This is a genomic window from Glycomyces arizonensis DSM 44726 (assembly GCF_000482705.1).
In the GTDB taxonomy this organism is placed as follows: domain Bacteria; phylum Actinomycetota; class Actinomycetes; order Mycobacteriales; family Micromonosporaceae; genus Glycomyces; species Glycomyces arizonensis.
Genome location: NZ_AXWO01000015.1, coordinates 1 through 15,807 on the forward strand (window position 1 = coordinate 1; position 15,807 = coordinate 15,807).

Consider the following 15,807-nt stretch of genomic DNA (forward strand, 5'->3'; position numbering starts at 1 on the left):
GTACTAACCGCCGAGAACTTAACTTTTGCAGTCTGCTGGTAGAAACGATATTCACGCACACTATGCGATTCTGAGACAACACGTCCAGAACCGCGCACGAAACACTCCCGAGGGGTGTTCGTCAAGGTTTTGCAGGCCACGCATCCCGTGTATGCGGGGGCGTGTGTTCTCACTGGTTTGTTTGGTGGTGAGAGCGGAAGTGGCACACCCGGTCCCATTCCGAACCCGGTCGTTACGGCTTCCAGCGCCGATGGTACTGCACTCGAGAGGGTGTGGGAGAGCAGGACACCGCCAAACATTGAACATGAAGGAAAGGCCCCCACCGGAACCGGTGGGGGCCTTTCCCGTGTCCTCTCGAAACGAACACCCACGCGCCATGCGGTCTCCCGGGCGCTCGGCCGAGCGCCGGGGAGCCGGACCGCACGACCACACCGCGCGGTACGCGCGCCTTGTCTGGCCTGTATTGCGACTTCGGCGGTGGCATATTCAGCCGCTGTAGGATCTGCGCTGTGCCAGATTTGCCGTTTCGTCGTGTGGGGATCTTCGGAGGAACATTCGATCCCCCACACCTCGGTCATCTCGCCGCCTCCAGTGAGGCAGCGGCGCGATGCGAGCTTGACGAGGTCGTCTTCGTCCCCGCCGGTGATCCCTGGCAGAAGAACCATCGCCGGATCACCGATGCCGCCGCCCGGCTCGCGATGACGCGCCTCGCCGCCGAACCCGACCCGCGGTTCCGCGTCAGCACCTGCGATATCGACCGGCCCGGCCCCACCTATGCGGTCGACACCGTCGCCGACGTACGAGCCGAATACGACCACCCGATCGACCTGTACTTCATCATCGGCGCCGACTCGCTCGCGAACCTCTACACCTGGCATCGGGCCGACGAGCTGTGCAAGGCCGTCAAGTTCATCGCCGTGAACCGGCCCGGCCATTCGCGGCGCGAGGTGGACCTCCCGTTCGGCATCGAGGTCGAGTTCGTCGACATGCCCGGCGTCGCCGTCTCCTCCAGCGAGTGCCGACGGCGTGTCGCCGATGCCGAACCGATCCGCTATCTGGTCCCCGACCTCGTCGACCGGTACATCGCCGAACACGGCCTTTACCGCAGCTGACAGCCCTGAACGTGGCGCACGCCTGATGGCCTGAAACGCGGAAGGCGTTGTCGGTCCGGGCGTGTAAGACTAGAGCGGTACGCCGGAGAGCACCGGCAGCATTCTCGTCGATAGGGGAATACGTGACCGCAACCGACACCGCCAAGACCCTGGCGTTTTCCGCAGCGCAGGCGGCAGCCGACAAGAAGGCCCATGACATCAATCTGCGAGACGTCACCGAGAAGATCGCGCTTACCGACGTCTTCGTGATCGTCTCGGCGTCGAACGAGCGGCAGGTCAAGGCGATCGTCGACGCGGTGGAAGAGCGGCTCATCAAGGAACACGACACGCGTCCGCTGCGCCGGGAGGGCAAGGGCGGCGGCGAGCAGTGGGTGCTGCTCGACTACGGCGAGATCGTGGTCCACGTCTTCCACCAGGAGGCACGCCAGTACTTCGGCCTCGACGGGCTCTGGAAGGACTGCCCCGAGATTCCCTTCGTCGACGCCTCCGCGCCGTCGTCGGGGCGCGACGGCGACACCGAGGAGCAGCGATGAACCGGATTCTGGTGGTGCGGCACGGGCAGACGGCATGGAACCTGTCGGGCCGCTTCCAAGGCACCTCCGACATCGGCCTGGACGAGACGGGCCGCGCCCAGGCCGCCGAGGCCGCGTCGACGCTCGCCGCGTACGAACCGACCCGGATCATCTCCTCCGACCTGAGCCGGGCCGTCGACACCGCCCGGCCGGTCGCCGAGCTCACCGGCGTCGAGATCGAGCTGGACAAGCGCCTGCGCGAGCGCGGCTACGGCCCTTGGGAGGGGCTGACCAGGAAGCAGATCGCCGAACGCTTCCCCGACGACCACCGGCGCTGGCGCGCCCAGGAACCGCTGGTCGACCCCGAGATCGAGACATGGGACGACCTCAAGCGCCGCACCGGCGAAGCCGTGCGCGACCTCGTCGAGTCCAAGGTCGAAGGCACCGCGATCCTCGTCTGCCACGGCGGTTCGGCTCGACAGATCGTCAGCGGCGTGCTGGGATGGGACCACGACCCAACCCGCAGCCTCTCGGGCATGGACAACGTGCACTGGGCCGACCTGCGGCGGATGAACTCTGGGAAGTGGCGGCTGTACGGCTACAACCTCGGCGTCACCGCCCCTTACACGCTCGGCTCGTCGCCGCTCGCGAAAGGCCAGCTGGCGGGCGGCCAAGCATAGCGGTGCAACCGCACCCCGATCCGGGACGTCGAATCCGTATGGATACACCGAGACTACGCGTCAGACAGCTCACGAGGCTCGCCTGCGCCGTTGCCGCCAGCGGACTCCTCATGGCCGCTGTGGCCGCCTGCGGGGCGTCGGGCGGGAGCGGCGGAAGTGAGGACTCCCCGAGCATCATGCTGCCCACCGCCGGACCCGTCACCGAGACCACTGAGCCGACCGAGCCGCCGTCGACCGACCCGGAGGAGACCCAGATGCCAGGCGAGACTCCCTACCTCGACCCGTCCATGGGCTCGGACGAGCCGACGTCGAACGCCGCGATGACCATCTCCGGCACGATCGAGTCCGGCGTCGAGTCCGGGTGCCTGGTCATGACCTACAACGGCACCGTCTACGGCATCTTCGGCACCTATGACAAGTCCGTCGTCCACGCGGGCGCGGAGGTGACCCTGCACGGGCACCTCGATCGGGGCATGATGTCGTTCTGCCAGCAGGGGACCCCGTTCGTGGTGGAGGAAGCCGAGTCCGCCGGTTAGGTAATGTGGCCGGGTGACCGTCGCTGTCGTTACCGATTCCACCTCGGCGCTGCCCGAGCGCCTCCGTGCCGCCCAGGGCAATCTGACGGTGCTCGGCATCCCGGTGCTCATCGGCGGCGAGGAGCACCGCGAGGGCGAGGGCATCGGCCCCGCGGAGATCCTCCAGGCGCTGCGCGAGCCGCGCACGACGGTGACGACGTCGCGGCTCTCCCCCGAGCTGCTGCGCGAGACGTACGGGCGGCTGCTCGACGAGGGCGCCGCCGGTGTCGTGTCGGTGCACCTCTCGGGCAAGCTGTCGGGGACCGTGGCCGCGGCCGAGGCGGCCGCCGCCGGTTTCGGCGGGCGCGTCGCGGTCGTCGACTCGCTCGGCGCCGGCATGGGCGTCGGCTTCCCCGCACTCGCGGCGGCCGACGCGGCCGACAAGGGCGGCGACGTGCTGGAATGCGCCTCCGCCGCGCAGGAGGCCATCAGCCGGACCACGACCTACTTCTATCTCGACACGCTCGAGTACCTGCGACGCGGCGGCCGGATCGGCACCGCGAAGGCGCTGGTCGGCACGGCCCTGTCGGTCAAGCCGATCCTCGGCGTCGACGACGGGCGCATCGACATGATCGAGAAGGTCCGCACGCCCACGCGAGGCCTGCAGCGCCTGGCCGCGCTGGCGGTGGGCGACGCCGGGGACTCGCAGGTCGAGATGGCCGTGCACCACCTGGGCGCCGAGCGGCGCGCCGAGGCATTGGCGGACTGGCTCGGCGAGCGCTTCGGGGACCGCCTGCTGCGCATGGACGTGACCGAGGTGGGCGCGGCGATAGGCGCCCATTGCGGGCCGGGACTCGTCAGCGTCATCACACGCCGCCTCGCCTGATTCGCGCCGACGCATTATGACCGCTCGAATCGCGATCGTCCACAGCAACCGCGGTTGTCCACAGGGGTGATCGGGTTGTCCACAGGCCGGAAAATTCTTGAGTCACGGCCGTAACCTCTGCTCGTTGAGCCGGGTATGGACGTCAAAGATCCACCAGAAGGCGCGGCGCTTGCCGCGAGGCTCCGACTCAAACTCGACGAGGCCGACGAACCGCAGCGGGTCTGCGAGGAGACCGTGGACGTCGCCAGCGGCGAGGCCCGCGGCGGCGAGACCGCACCGGCGCCGCTGTCACTGCCGCCGGCGCGGCGCCAGCTGAACGACCGCGTCGAAAGGCTCCAGGCGAGGCTCGGCCTGTCCCACGCCAACCGCTGGGTGCTGACGGCGGTGGCGGTCGTCGTCGCGGCCGTCGGCCTGTTCGTCACGGTCCTCGCCTGGCCGGAGTCGGAACCGGCGGCGACGGCGGCGGCCGAACCGGCGGCCTCGGCCGCCGCGGCGGCACCGGAGACGATCGTCGTCTCGGTCGCGGGAGCCGTGAACGAACCGGGCATCGTCGAACTGGAGACCGGCTCGCGGGTCGCCGACGCGATCGAGGCCGCGGGCGGCCTGGCCGACGGCGCGGACCCCGGCTTCCTCAATCTGGCGCGAGTGGTCTCGGACGGCGACCTCGTCGCGGTGCCCGACACCGCCGCCGGCCAAGGCCCGGCGGGCGCCGCACCGGCCGGAGGCGGCGCGGCCCCGGGCGGCCTGGTCAACGTCAACGTGGCCGGGGAGGAGGCGCTCACCTCGCTGACGGGCATCGGCCCCGTCCTGGCCGAGCGGATCATCGACTACCGGCAGGCCAACGGCAGCTTCCAGTCGATCGACGAACTGTCCGAAGTGCAAGGGGTCGGCCCGAAGATGCTCGACCAGATCCGCGACCAGGTGACGCTGTGAGCGGTACGGGCGAGCGGCACCTGGAGGCCTCCGACGTCGTCCGCCGCGACTGGCGGCTGCCGCTGGCCGCGATCGGCGCCTGGGCCGCCGCCCTCGGCGGGCTCTACGGCAGCGCCGCCACCGGGGCGCTCACCGCGGTTGGCTGCGCGGGACTGGTCCTGCTGGGCCGCGGACGCCACGGCCGCGCCTGGGCGGCCCTCGCCACGGTCGCGTTCGGCGGCCTGCTCGCCTCGGCCGTGACGGCGGTGCACGTGGCCGCCCGCGACGATGACGCGCTCGGCGCCCTCGTCGCCGTCGAAGCCGCCGGTGAGGCGGAACTGGTCATCGACACGTTCCCCAAGCCGTCGGCGAGCCGCTCCGACGTCTACACGGCCAGCGCCCGCCTGCGGTCGTTCGCGGGCGACTCGCGTACGGTGCGCGGGAACTGGCGCGTCATGCTCGTCGCCAGCGGCGACGCATGGGGGGAGGTGACCGCGGGCCAGCGGCTCACGACCACCGCCGTGGTCAGGCAGGCCGAACCCGGCCGCTTGACGGCCGCGGTGGTGAGCGCGCGGGGGCCGCCCGAGCTCGAAGGGCGGCCGTCCGCGCCGCACCGCCTGGCCGCGCACGTCCGCGAGCGCTTGACGGCGGCTTCGGCCGCGGCGCCCGAACCCGAGGCGGGGCTCATCCCGGCGCTCGCGGTGGGCGACGCGTCCCGAATGGACCCGGAGCTGGCCAAGGACTTCCGCGCGACCGGGCTCGTGCACCTGGTGGTGGTCTCCGGCTACCACTTGAGCCTCGTGGTCGGGGCCGTCCTGGCGGTGGCCCTGGCGCTGCGGGCCGGGCCGCGCGTGCGGGTCGCGGTGGGCGCGGTGGCCGTGGCGGGCATCGTGGTCATCGCCGGGCCGCAGCCGAGCGTGCTCCGCGCGGCGGTGATGGCCGGGATGATGCTCTTGGCCCTGGCCGCGGGCCGCCCCAGGGCGGTGATGCCCGCGCTGGCGACGGCGGTGCTCGTGCTGATCCTGGCCGACCCGGACATGGCCGCGCAGCTGGGGTTCGCGCTCTCGGTGGCCGCGTGCGCGGGTCTGGTGCTGCTGGCGTTCCGCTGGGCTCGGCCGCTGGAGCACCGCGGCTGGCCGCAGCCGGTGGCGCTGGCGGTGACCATCCCGGCCGCGACGCAGGTGGCGGTGACGCCGCTGCTGGCAATGTTCACCGGCGGGATCAGCCTGGTGTCGATCCCGGTGAACCTGCTGGCGACGCTGGTGGCCGCGCCGGTGGTGGTGCTGTCGGTCGCCGCGGCGGCCGCGGCGGCGGTCTGGCTTCCGGCGGGGGAGTGGTGCGCGCGGGCGGCGGCGATCCCGGCGCGATGGCTGGTGTGGCTGGCCGAGACCGGCGCCGACGTGCCCGGCGCGGTGCTGCCGTGGCCGACGGGCGTGTGGTGGGGGCTGCTCGCCGGGCTGGCCCTCGCGGTCCTGATCGGACTGCTGCACGTGCGGCGGCTGCGCCGCCCGCTCCTGGCGCTGCTCGCGGTGGCGGCGCTGGGCGCGATCCCGGCCTGCCTGCTCACCGACGGGCCGCCGTCGGGCTGGGTGGTGACGATGTGCGACGTGGGCCAAGGGGACGCGCTGGTGCTGCCCGCCGGGGACGCGGTCGTGGTGGTCGACGCCGGGCCGGACGCGGCATCGGTGGACGCCTGCCTGGACGGCCTCGGCGTCGACCGAATAGCGCTGCTGGTGCTGTCCCACTTTCACGTCGACCACACGGCCGGGATCGGCGGGGTGGTGGAGGGCAGGGAGGTGGACGCGATCCTGGCGCCGCCGCCCGGCGAGGCGCGGTACGGGTTCGACATGGTGGCCGAGCACGCCGGTGAGGTGCCGGTGCTCGCACCGGTGCCCGGGGAGGTGTTCGAGTTCGGCGCGACGAGATTGGAGGTGCTGTGGCCGCCCGAGCGGCTGCTGTCGGGCACGCGCTCGGACCCGAACAACAACTCGGTGGCGGTGCGCGCCGACGTGGCGGGGACGAGCCTGCTGCTGACCGGGGATGTGGAGGTGGAGGCGCAGCAGCGGCTGCTGGACGAGGGGCTGGATCTGGATGTGGACGTGCTCAAGGTGCCGCACCACGGTTCGTCGTTCCAGGTGCCGGAGTTCCTGGAGGCGGCGGATCCCGCGGTGGCGTTGGTGAGCGTCGGGACGGGCAACGAGTACGGGCATCCCGACCCGGGACCGCTGGCGCTGCTGGAGGAGTCGGGGAGCCTGGTGTTCCGGACGGACCTGTCAGGGTCGGTCACGGTGACGAGAGAAGGTGACGCCTTTCGAGTGACGACGACCAAGTGACGACCGAGCGAGGCCCCGGGAGGCGGAAGGCCCGCGCGCGGCCGACCCGCTGTCCTTCGGCAGGCTGGAAGCGTCGAAGCCGAGGTGAAGGCCCGCGGGCGGCGGGCCAGTGCATCGCATGCGCGGCGCGGACGTCTCCGCCGCTCCCGGCCGCGGGCATGGAGACGTGGACTCGCCGCGAGGCGCTGTGCGCCGTGTGCTCGCGGGGGCGAAACCGTGCGGGCCGGATGATCGGGGCGAGCCGGCGCGATGGCGCCCGCCCGCGCGGGCGAATGGCGTACGCCTCGAAATTCACTCGATCGACGGAGGCGGTGACGCCGTTCGAGTGACAGCCCGCCGAACGCCCCGAGGGCGGCCGTCGCGGTTGCGCAGGCAGGACGGCGGCGTCGTGCGCGCGACCTCGGCGCGGTGGAACCTGAGGCCCCGGTTCGGAACGTGGAAGGATGGAGCCGTGGCTGCACTCCATCCGATCCGCCTGGTGCTGGGCGACGACGAATTCCTCGCCGAGCGGGCCGCCGCCGAATATGTCGCGGCGGTGCGCGACGACCTGCCGTCCGCCGACCCGCCTCCGGTGGTCAACCGCGTCCCCGCCTCCGACCTCACCGCCGGTTCGCTCGCCGAGCTGACGAGCCCCACCCTGTTCGGCGGGGCCGTGATCGCGATCATCGAATCCGCGCAGGACGCCGGCAAGGACACCGCCGCCGCCGTCCTCGACTACGCCTCCCGACCCGCGCCCGGCATCTACATGGCGGTGTGCCACAACGGCGGCAACAAGGGCAAGGCACTCGCCGAGGGCCTCAAGAAGCTCGACGTCGAGCTGGTGCGGGCCTCCAAGATCAAGCGCCAGCCCGACCGGGTGGCGTTCGTGCGCGGCGAGCTGCGCGCCGCCGGCGCCTCCCCGCGCTCGGCGTCCGCCGAGATCGCCGACACCATCATCCAGGCCGTCGGCTCGGACCTGCGCGAACTCGCCTCGGCGTGCGCCCAGCTCGTGTCCGACACCGAGGGCAACATCACCGTCGACAGCGTCGCCCGCTACTACTCGGGGCGCGCCGAGGTCACCGGCTTCAGCGTCGCCGACGCGGCCGTGGCCGGGAACGCCGGTGAGGCGCTCGGGGCGCTGCGCTGGGCCATGCAGGTCGGCGTCGACCCGGTGCCGATCGCCGACGCGCTGGCGATGGCGGTGCGGAACCTGTCGCGCGTGGCCACCGAGCGCGGCGGCGCGGCCCAGCTCGCCGGGCAGCTCGGCATGGCGCCCTGGCAGATCGACAAGGCCCGGCGCCAGTCCCGCAACTGGACCGCCGACGGCCTGGCCGAGGCGATGCGCGTGTGCGCCAAGCTCAACGGCGACGTCAAGGGTGGCGTCGACGACCGGGCGTGGGCGCTGGAGCACGCCATCCTGAAGATCACGAGGCTGAGCAAGGCGGGCGAGGAGACGGGTGGCCGTGTCTGAGTATCGTCACGGCCGAGTGAAGCGGCCCCGGCGGTCGTGGTACGCGCGGGCGTTGCGTCTGCGGCACCTGTACCTGCCGCACGTCTGGTGCGTGGTGTTCTTCGAGGGGACGATCGCGCTGGGGGTGCTCATGGCGCTGACGGAGCTGGTCTCGTGGTGGGTCGTGCCGGTGCTGCCGCTGGCGGTGGCGGTGATGGTGAAGCTCAACGACGTGATCGCGGGGGCCGTGGACCGCGGCAGCGGCCGCTGAAAGCGGCACGGCGAAGGCCCCGCTGGGCATTGCACCAGTCGGGGCCTTCTTGTGAAGCTTTGTTCGGTCAGGCGGCGCCTGGATCAGGCGGCCTGGGCCAGCTTGTTGTAGGCCGCGGCCATCTTCGACTTGCGCTGGGCGGCCTGGTTCTTGTGGATGACACCCTTCGAGGAGGCCTTGTCCAGCTCGCGGCTGGCGGCCTGCAGGTGGATCCCGGCGGCAGCGACGTCGCCGGTGGCCGCCGACTCACGGAACTTCCGGATGGCGGTCTTCAGCGACGACTTCACAGCCTTGTTGCGCATCCGGCGCTTCTCGTTCTGCCGGTTGCGCTTTTCCTTGGACTTAATGTTCGCCACGCGTGAAGCCTCAGTCTCGTGATTACTTGGTTCCTTACAAACCGCGTCGGGCGCAGGGCGCGCGCCGCGCGACTATCAACGTTACCAGGAGCCGAGAAGGGCACACGGCCTGGCATCCTGACCGCGAGCCAGGTTACACCAGGTCGCGCGCGTCGCTCACCTCGGGCCGCCTGAGGCGCCGCGGGGCGCTCACTCGGCCAGCGCGCGGCCCGCGAGCGCCGGCAGGAACACCGTGTCGACGATCTCCTCGATCGACTCGTCCGGCAGCGCTCCGGTGAGGATGAACTCGTTGCGCGCCAAGTCGATCGGCAGCGTCTGGAGTCGCTCGTTCAATTGCCCGGGCACGATCTCGCCGCGCTCGGCGGCGCGATGGAGCACCGTGTCGGTCATGAGCGCCCGCAGGTAGCCGATGAGCCGCTTGAAGACCTGCTCGTTCACGTCGGGCTTCTCGGTGACCTCGGTGAGGATCCCGATCATCGTCTCGCGTCCGAGGGCCACCAGGCGCTGCTGCATGAGTTTGAGCAGCGTCACGGTGTCGTCGCGGAGCGAGCCGGTGTCGGGGATCGACTCGGCGCTGGGGAGCATGTGCAGGGCGGTGGCGACCATGAGCTCGACGCGGCTGGGCCAGCGCCGGTAGAGCACCGGTTTGCTGGTGCCGGCCCGCTTGGCGACGCGGTCCATGGTGACCGCGGCGAATCCGCCCTCCTGGAGCTCCTCCCAGACGGCCTGGAAGATCGCTCCTTCGAGTTCCTTCCCGCGGCGTCGGGTCCGGTTCTCCTGTGACATGAGCACCCCCACTAGATACTGCTCGTTTCTTATGTTATACCTTGACGAGAGATTAGATACGAGTCGTATCTTACGGACGATTGGAAGCCGTCATGGAGACCACCGCACCTTCCACACCCACCCGCACTCCCGCAGGCCGCGTCGTCGGCCTCGTCCTCGGCCTGACCCTCATCGTCGGTGTCCTCACCATCGCGTTCGCCTGGCCCTCGTCCAACACCGGCCCCGAGGACCTCCCCATCGCCGTGGTCGGGCCGCCCGAGGCCGCCGAACAGGTCGCCGGGAGGCTCGACGAGGCCCGGCCCGGCGGCTTCGACGTCGTCGCGGCCGCGAGTCCCGAGGAGGCCGTCGCGATGATCGAGGAGCGCGAGGTCTACGCGGCCCTCGCCGTCGGCACCGACGGCGTCGACCTCTACACCGCCGGCGCCGCCTCGCCCGCGGTCGCGCGCATGGTCGGCGGCATCGCCGAGCAGATCGCCGCCGGCATGGGCGAAGCGGCCGGGCAGCCCGGCTCCGTCCAGGTGAGCGTCGAAGACGTCGTGCCGCTGCCCGAGGAGGACCCGAACGGCGCGGGCCTGGCCGCCTCGGCCCTGCCGATGGCCGCCGGCGGCATCATCATCGCCGTGCTCATCGGCACGGCCATGCGCGGCTCGGGCCGCCAGGCCGCCGCCGCGGTCCTCGCCCCGCTCGCCGTCGGCGCCGCCATAGCGGCGATCCTGCGGTACTGGCTCGGCTCGGTCGAAGGCGACTACTGGACCGTCGCCGGGGCGGTCGCCCTGGCGCTGCTCGCCGCCACCTGGACCGTGCTCGGCCTGACCAAGCTGCTCGGCCGCGCGGGCACCATCATCGGCGCGGCCCTGATCATGCTCGTCGGCAACCCGCTCTCGGGCCTGACCAGCGCCCCCGAGCTCCTGCCCGCCCCGTGGGGCGAGGTGGGCCGGTACCTGACGCCGGGCGCGGGCGGGACGCTGCTGCGGTCGGTGTCGTTCTTCGACGGCCACGGAGCATCGGTCGCGGTCGTGGTCCTGGCCTCGTGGCTGGCCGGGGGGATCATTCTGTTCATCATCGGCGCGGTCCGCGCGAAGGTGCGGCAGGTCGAGACGGCCTCACCCGAGCCGGTCGCCGCCGCCGTCTGATCCATGGCCCTGCCGCCGCCCCGCGATCACGGGGCGGCGGCAGGGCCGCGCTTATACCCTATAACATATATTCTATAGAAACAAGATATAGAATATATGTTATAGGGTATAAGCTATAGAGACTGGAGTTTGGTTCCGGTCGCGGGCGAGATCTGCGCCCTGTTCGAGCGCGGGACGTGGCGGGGACGGCCTTCTTCGTCGGGTGTTCGGGCGAGGCCGGGTGGGTAAGGCAGAATTGGGTCGCCCACCCCCACACGAGCAGCGCCGGTCAACGGCCCGCAGGTTTCGCCGAGAAGGAAGGCCAACGTGACGAACGCGCCAGGTTCGACCGCTCCGGAGTCGATCCGGAACTTCTGCATCATCGCGCACATCGACCACGGCAAGTCGACGCTGGCCGACCGCATGCTGCAGATCACCGAGGTCGTCGACGCCCGCAAGATGCGCGAGCAGTACCTCGACCGGATGGACATCGAGCGCGAGCGGGGCATCACCGTCAAGTCGCAGGCCGTCCGGATGCCGTGGACGGCCCGCTCGGGCGAGGCCGAGGGCGAGGCCTTCGTGCTCAACATGATCGACACGCCCGGCCACGTGGACTTCACCTACGAGGTCTCGCGGTCCCTGGCCGCCTGCGAGGGCGCGATCCTCCTCGTCGACGCCGCCCAGGGCATCGAGGCCCAGACCCTCGCCAACCTCTACCTGGCGATGGGCAACGACCTGACGATCATCCCGGTGCTCAACAAGATCGATCTGCCCTCGGCCGACCCGGACCGGTACGCCGAGGAGCTGGCCCACCTCATCGGCTGCGAGCCCGAGGACGTCTTCCGCGTCTCGGGCAAGACCGGCGAGGGCGTCGCCGAACTGCTCGACGCGATCGTCGCACAGGTCCCGGCCCCCACCGGCGACGCCGACGCCCCGCCCCGCGCGCTGATCTTCGACTCGGTCTACGACGTCTACCGCGGCGTGGTCACCTACATCCGCGTCGTCGACGGCAAGCTCAACGCCCGCGACCGGATCCGCATGATGTCGACCAGGGCCGACCACGAGCTGCTGGAGATCGGCGTCATCAGCCCCGAGCCGACCGCGGGCAAGGCGCTCGGCGTCGGCGAGGTCGGCTACCTCATCACCGGCGTCAAGGACGTGCGCCAGTCCAAGGTGGGCGACACCGTCACGCACGCGAAGTCCCCGGCCCAGACCGCGCTGCCCGGCTACACCGAGGCCAAGCCGATGGTGTTCTCCGGGCTCTACCCGCTCGACGGCTCCGACTACGGGAACCTGCGCGAGGCGCTCGACAAGCTCCAGCTCAACGACGCCGCGCTCCAGTTCGAGCCCGAGACGTCGGCGGCGCTCGGCTTCGGCTTCCGCGTCGGGTTCCTCGGCCTGCTCCACCTGGAGATCATCCGCGAGAGGCTCGAGCGCGAGTTCAACCTCGACCTGATCTCGACGGCTCCGAACGTCGTCTACCAGGTGACCATGGAGGACGGCGAGCAGATCGAGGTCACCAACCCCTCGGAGTTTCCCGACGGGAAGATCTCGCGGATCACCGAGCCGATCGTCAAGGCCACGGTCCTCACCCCCACCGAGTACATCGGCCCGGTCATGGAGCTGTGCCAGTCGCGCCGCGGCGTCCAGGAGGGCATGGACTACCTCTCGACCGACCGCGTCGAGATCCGCTACACGCTGCCGCTGGCCGAGATCGTGTTCGACTTCTTCGACCAGCTCAAGAGCCGCACCAAGGGCTACGCCTCGCTCGACTATGAAATTGAAGGCTCCCAGGAGGCCGATCTGGTGAAGGTGGACATCCTCCTCCAGGGCGAGCGGGTCGACGCGTTCGCCGCGATCGTCCACAAGGACCAGGCCTACGGCTACGGCGTCAAGCTCGCCGAGCGGCTCAAGAAGCTCATTCCGCGCCAGCAGTTCGAGGTCCCGATCCAGGCCGCGATCGGCTCGCGCATCATCGCCCGCGAGAACATCCGCGCCCTGCGCAAGGACGTCCTGGCCAAGTGCTACGGCGGCGACATCTCCCGCAAGCGCAAGCTCCTGGAGAAGCAGAAGGAGGGCAAGAAGCGGATGAAGACCGTCGGGCGAGTCGAGGTCCCGCAGGAGGCCTTCATCGCGGCGCTGCGCACCGACGAGAGCTGAACGGCGAGCGCGCCGGACGGTCTCCGTCCGGCGCGCGTGATCAATGTGGTGTTACGGCTGCTGCCCGGGGCCCGCCGGGGGCTGCTGGTAGCCCTGGCCGGGAGGCGGCTGCTGCTGCGGGTAGCCCTGCTGGCCCGGCGGCACGGGCGGGCGGCGCGGGAAGTTCCCCGGCTTCGACAGCAGCCACTGGTGCACCTCGGGCTGGAACACCAGCGCGAACATCGCACCGACGGCCGCGAGCCTGGCCAGGCCCAGCAGTGCGCCGATGGCGGCGTACCAGCCCAGGCCCCAGCCGCCGAAGAAGCCGAACAGGCTGAAGAAGCCGAGGATGCCGAAGCCGATCAGCAGGATCGTGCGCGGGTCGGCGGCGCCGAAGACGCCCAGCTTCTCCTTGGCGATGAAGTAGGCGATCACACCGGACAGCGCGTGGAAGACCAGTCCCACGACGCCGGAGACCACGATGAAGCCGGTGGCGATCCACCACGGCGCCGTGGCCACGGCGATGATCGCGAACACCAGCATCAGCACCGATGCGGCCAGGTAGCCCCACAGGGCCTGGGTCAGCCAGTTGACCTTCACCGGGCGGGCGGGGTTCGGCTTGACGCCGAACTCGATCAGCGGGTCCTGTCCGGACGGTTGCTGCGGGCCGGGGCCGTTCGCGGGCTGGCCGGGCTGGGGTGGATACGTCATATCGTTCTCTCCGGGGGTGGGCGGGCATCGTTCTTCGGACCCACTCTAGCCTCTTCGCGCTCACCGCGCGGACCGGCGAATTGCCGCATACCCTGGCCTAATGCGGCAATCCGCTCCGGTACCGAGATGAAATCGCCGCCCGGGCCGCACCGCGCGGCACGGCCCGGGCGGGACGGTCAGCGGACGGCGTCGTCGGCGTTCTCGTCGGATTCGGCGAACGGACCGGTCGACCCGGTCGACATCGACGACTCCACCGGGCGGTCGTAGGTCTGGTGCAGGGTGCGGTCGCGGTCGGCGACGGTGTACGACCGGCGGGTGTGCGCCGGGGCGTCCTGCTCGGTCACGACCGGGACGACTTGGAAGTCCACATCGATCTGGTCGGGCGTGATCGTGGTCTGCACCCACCCGCGCTGGGCGTTGCGGAACTTGATGTGCGGATTGATCTGGAGGGCCTCGTTGTCCTCGGGCACCGAGTCGGCGCCGTTGCCGCCGGAGGTGATCGACGTGGTCACCAGCTCCACGCCCACCCGCTCGGAGTCCGGGTCGTCGAAGTCGGCCAGCAGCTCCGAAGCCCAGTGGGTGTGCACGTCGCCGGTGAGCACCACCGGGTTGCGCACTCCCGCCTCGCGCCAGCCCCGGACGATCCGGTCCCTGGAGGCGGTGTAGCCGTCCCAGCCGTCCATGCTGGTGCGCAGGACCGGCCCGGCGTCGGCGTCGCGCTGCGCGAAGAACACCTGCTGGCCGATGACGTCCCAGCGGGCCTGGGAGGAGCGGAAGCCGTCGATGAGCCAGTCCTCCTGCGCGTCGCCGGTGATCGAGCGCCTCTCGTCCCACGCTTCGGCGCAGTCGTCGTTCCAGCCGTCGCCGCACGCCTGGTCGTCGCGGTACTGGCGGGTGTCGAGCATGTGGAAGCGGGCGAGGGTCCCCCACTCGACGCGCCGGTACAGCTGCATGTCGTAGCCCTCGGGCACCGAGGAGCGGCGCAGCGGCATGTTCTCCCAGTACGCCTGGAAGGCCGCCGCCCGCCTCGCCAGGAAGTCCTCCGCCTCCGGGGTGTCGGAGCCGGACTCGGGGACCTCGTCGGCCCAGTTGTTCTCGGTCTCGTGGTCGTCCCAGACCACCAGCCACGGCGCGACGGCGTGCGCGGCCTGGAGGTCGGCGTCGGCCTTGTACTGGGCGTGGCGCTGGCGGTAGTTCGCGAGGGTCACCGTCTCGGGGCCCTCGTGGTCGCGGACGTTCCCGTCGGGGGAGACGTACTTGTCCTTCTTGTACTCGTACTGGTAGTCGCCGAGGTGGAGGATGAGGTCGGGGGAGGACTCGGCCATGTGCCGGTAGGCGGTGAAGTAGCCGTGCTCGTACTGCGAGCAGGAGGCGAACGCCATGCGCAGCTGCTCGGGCATCGTGCCGGGGGCCGGGGCGGTGCGGGTCCGCGCGGCCGCGGAGAGCCACCGGCCGGTCCTGAATCGGTAGTAGTACTCGGTGTCGGGTTCCAGACCGGTCAGTTCGACGTGGACGCTGTGGCCCCACTCGGGGCGGGCCCGCTCGTGCCCGGAGGCGACGCGGCGCCGGAAGCGCTCGTCGGAGGCCACCTCCCACTTGACGTCGAAGGAGGCGTCGGGCATGCCGCCCATGCCGTCCTCGGCGAGCGGATCGGTGGCCAGGCGGGTCCACAGGACCACGCCGTCGGGGGCGGGGTCGCCGGAGGCGACGCCGAGGGTGAACGGGTCGCGCTTGATGGTGGCGTGGCGGTGGTCGTCGGCCCAGGCGGCCGCGGGGACGGCCGTGGCGGCGGCCGCCGCCGAGGAGGCGAGCAGGATGCGGCGTGAGACGTGCATGGAGAGACCTCGCTTGCGGTGAGCGATCGGATGGACCTCCTCAGCCCAGCAAGCGCAGTTGCACCGGCCGAGACGCGCGGATAGCGCCCCGGTGAACCGAGGTCGAATACTGACAAGTCGACTACGGCGACTGTAACCGGATCGAAAGGCGACGGACCGCTTACTCGGAATATTCAGGGCGATACCCGCAATGGCATCGTTTGCGGCGGTTCGGTGAA

General features: G+C 70.8%; 15 protein-coding genes and 1 rRNA gene. 12 read left to right on the forward strand and 4 right to left on the reverse strand.

Annotation, left to right across the window (positions count from 1 at the left end):
* Window positions 1-180 precede the first annotated feature (180 nt).
* The 10 genes from rrf to H613_RS26115 all read left to right on the forward strand — a co-directional run bounded on the left by rrf (window position 181) and on the right by H613_RS26115 (window position 8,650).
* Window positions 181-297: ribosomal RNA gene (gene rrf, locus H613_RS0111780) — 5S ribosomal RNA — on the forward strand.
* Window positions 298-509: 212 nt separating this feature from the next.
* Complete coding sequence (gene nadD, locus H613_RS0111785; RefSeq protein WP_051393272.1) at window positions 510-1,112, forward strand: nicotinate-nucleotide adenylyltransferase; 603 nt, start codon at window positions 510-512, stop codon at window positions 1,110-1,112.
* A gap of 122 nt (window positions 1,113-1,234) precedes the next feature.
* Entirely contained in the window at window positions 1,235-1,645 is a 411-nt protein-coding gene (rsfS, locus tag H613_RS0111790; RefSeq protein WP_026923956.1) for a ribosome silencing factor, read from the forward strand.
* Entirely contained in the window at window positions 1,642-2,304 is a 663-nt protein-coding gene (locus H613_RS26095; RefSeq protein WP_051393273.1) for a histidine phosphatase family protein, read from the forward strand. The genes rsfS and H613_RS26095 overlap by 4 nt, the downstream gene beginning before the upstream one ends.
* Window positions 2,305-2,414: 110 nt before the next feature.
* Window positions 2,415-2,840 (forward strand): hypothetical protein, encoded by a 426-nt coding sequence (locus tag H613_RS0111800; protein ID WP_026923957.1) that lies wholly within the window; start codon window positions 2,415-2,417, stop codon window positions 2,838-2,840.
* A gap of 13 nt (window positions 2,841-2,853) precedes the next feature.
* The gene (locus H613_RS0111805) at window positions 2,854-3,705 is read left to right on the forward strand and encodes a DegV family protein (protein WP_026923958.1); all 852 of its coding nucleotides are present in this window, start codon (window positions 2,854-2,856) and stop codon (window positions 3,703-3,705) included.
* Between the two features lie 135 nt (window positions 3,706-3,840).
* Window positions 3,841-4,638: a helix-hairpin-helix domain-containing protein gene (locus H613_RS29235; protein WP_051393274.1), complete on the forward strand. Its 798-nt coding sequence runs from the start codon at window positions 3,841-3,843 to the stop codon at window positions 4,636-4,638.
* Window positions 4,635-6,950 carry a ComEC/Rec2 family competence protein gene (locus H613_RS32365; protein WP_051393275.1) on the forward strand — a complete coding sequence of 772 codons (2,316 nt, stop codon included), beginning with the start codon at window positions 4,635-4,637 and terminating at the stop codon, window positions 6,948-6,950. The genes H613_RS29235 and H613_RS32365 overlap by 4 nt, the downstream gene beginning before the upstream one ends.
* A 451-nt stretch (window positions 6,951-7,401) precedes the next feature.
* A complete protein-coding gene (holA, locus tag H613_RS26110; RefSeq protein ID WP_035737835.1) occupies window positions 7,402-8,400 on the forward strand; it encodes a DNA polymerase III subunit delta in 999 nt (332 codons plus the stop codon).
* Window positions 8,393-8,650, forward strand: coding sequence for a hypothetical protein (locus H613_RS26115; protein WP_156925979.1), 258 nt, complete (start codon window positions 8,393-8,395; stop codon window positions 8,648-8,650). The genes holA and H613_RS26115 overlap by 8 nt, the downstream gene beginning before the upstream one ends.
* An 83-nt stretch (window positions 8,651-8,733) precedes the next feature.
* Here the strand turns inward: H613_RS26115 and rpsT are convergent, their stop codons facing one another.
* Entirely contained in the window at window positions 8,734-9,006 is a 273-nt protein-coding gene (gene rpsT, locus H613_RS0111830) for a 30S ribosomal protein S20 (protein WP_026923959.1), read from the reverse strand.
* Window positions 9,007-9,195: 189 nt separating this feature from the next.
* The gene (locus tag H613_RS0111835; protein ID WP_026923960.1) at window positions 9,196-9,792 is read right to left on the reverse strand and encodes a TetR/AcrR family transcriptional regulator; all 597 of its coding nucleotides are present in this window, start codon (window positions 9,790-9,792) and stop codon (window positions 9,196-9,198) included.
* Between the two features lie 92 nt (window positions 9,793-9,884).
* Between H613_RS0111835 and H613_RS26120 the strand changes: the two genes are divergently transcribed.
* Window positions 9,885-10,925, forward strand: coding sequence for a hypothetical protein (locus H613_RS26120; RefSeq protein ID WP_035737837.1), 1,041 nt, complete (start codon window positions 9,885-9,887; stop codon window positions 10,923-10,925).
* A 306-nt stretch (window positions 10,926-11,231) separates the two neighbouring features.
* Window positions 11,232-13,064: a translation elongation factor 4 gene (gene lepA, locus H613_RS0111845; RefSeq protein ID WP_026923961.1), complete on the forward strand. Its 1,833-nt coding sequence runs from the start codon at window positions 11,232-11,234 to the stop codon at window positions 13,062-13,064.
* A gap of 51 nt (window positions 13,065-13,115) precedes the next feature.
* Here lepA and H613_RS26125 read toward each other — a convergent pair whose 3' ends face one another.
* Both H613_RS26125 and H613_RS26130 read right to left on the reverse strand, forming a co-directional pair.
* Window positions 13,116-13,754: a hypothetical protein gene (locus H613_RS26125; RefSeq protein WP_035737839.1), complete on the reverse strand. Its 639-nt coding sequence runs from the start codon at window positions 13,752-13,754 to the stop codon at window positions 13,116-13,118.
* A 176-nt stretch (window positions 13,755-13,930) separates the two neighbouring features.
* Window positions 13,931-15,589: an alkaline phosphatase D family protein gene (locus tag H613_RS26130; RefSeq protein WP_051393278.1), complete on the reverse strand. Its 1,659-nt coding sequence runs from the start codon at window positions 15,587-15,589 to the stop codon at window positions 13,931-13,933.
* Between the last annotated feature and the right edge of the window lie 218 nt (window positions 15,590-15,807).